2 protein-coding genes are annotated in these 1320 nt (G+C 27.4%); both read right to left on the bottom strand.

Going from position 1 to position 1320, the window contains the following annotated elements; genetic code table 11:
• A partial coding sequence (locus M4I23_RS19465) for an IS3 family transposase (RefSeq protein WP_368736186.1) occupies nt 1–872 on the bottom strand: 872 nt, incomplete at its 3' end.
• Nucleotides 791–1320, bottom strand: a 530-nt coding sequence (locus M4I23_RS19470; RefSeq protein ID WP_249755521.1) for a transposase, incomplete at its 5' end; no start/stop codon positions are given. The genes M4I23_RS19470 and M4I23_RS19465, both read right to left, overlap by 82 nt.

The following is a 1320-nucleotide window of genomic DNA, read 5'->3' on the forward strand; positions in this document are numbered from 1 at the left end:
CCATTTAAATTTTGTTTAATTCTCTCATTATTATAATATTTTATATAGACTTTAATCTCTTTTTTTAACTGAGATATCGACTTATATTTATTTATATAAAACAATTCAGATTTTAGAATACCGAAGAAATTTTCTATCACAGCGTTATCTAAACAATTTCCTTTACGAGACATACTCTGAGTAATTCCTTTTTCTGTTAATAATCTTCGATACTGTTTCATTTGATACTGCCATCCTTGATCTGAATGTAATATTAAATTTGTTTGATCTGGTATTTTCTTAAAAGACTTTTTCAGCATAATAGCTACTTGTTTAAAATCAGGTTTTTCAGATAATTGATAACTTATTATTTCTCTATTAAAGAGATCAATTATTGGAGATAGATATAGTTTTTTTCCTAAAACTTTAAATTCTGTAATATCGGTAGCCCATTTTTTATTTGGCCTAATAGCTTTAAAATTTCGTTGTAATATATTAGGAGCTGTTTCTCCTATTCGCCCTTTATAAGACTTGTATCTTTTAGCTCTGACTAAACTTTTTAAACCTAATTCACGCATTAACTTGAGTACTGTTTTATGATTTATTAGAGTGCCTATTTTGTTGATTTCTAAAGAGATTCTTCTATAGCCATATCTTCCTTTGTGACGATGATATATTTGATGAATCAATAGTTTTATCTCTTTATATTTATCAACTAAAAGACTTCTTTTATGATGATAATAATAACTACTTCTTGCCATGTTCGTATGATATAATAAAATATCTAAATCATACTTATGCCTTAATTCTGTTATGGCTTTTGCTTTTTGTTTTGCTCTTGTTGAATTAAGGCCTGTAACTTTTTTAGCAAGTCCAGTTCTGCACGTAATGATTCATTTTCTAATAAAAGTTCCTCTTCTCTTGTTAAAGGTTTATTAGACTTTTTTTTAGCCCTCTTAAATTGCATAGATTTTGGTTTACCTCTAGGTTTAATGTTTAAGCCTACAATACCCTCTTTTTTATAATTACGTTGCCACTTCATAATTACAGATTTAGTAGGAATATTAAATTCTAAACAAGCTTGACTGAAAGATAATGAATCTTTGTCAATAGCTTTTAAAACTTTAAGTTTAAAAGGAATGCTATACACTTTGGTTTTTCTTGGTAATAGTGCTTTTTTACCATATTTTTCATAAAATCGAATCCAATCATGAAGGGTTGTATGATGACAACCATATAACTTAGACACATCTTCAACTGTTTGGTGATTTTTTAAAACTTGCTTTACACATCGAAGTTTAAATGCGTAATCATACTTGACTTTTCTTCCCATAATAATAC

Origin of the sequence: Algibacter sp. L4_22 (assembly GCF_023473045.1) — a bacterium.
Lineage (GTDB): Bacteria > Bacteroidota > Bacteroidia > Flavobacteriales > Flavobacteriaceae > Algibacter.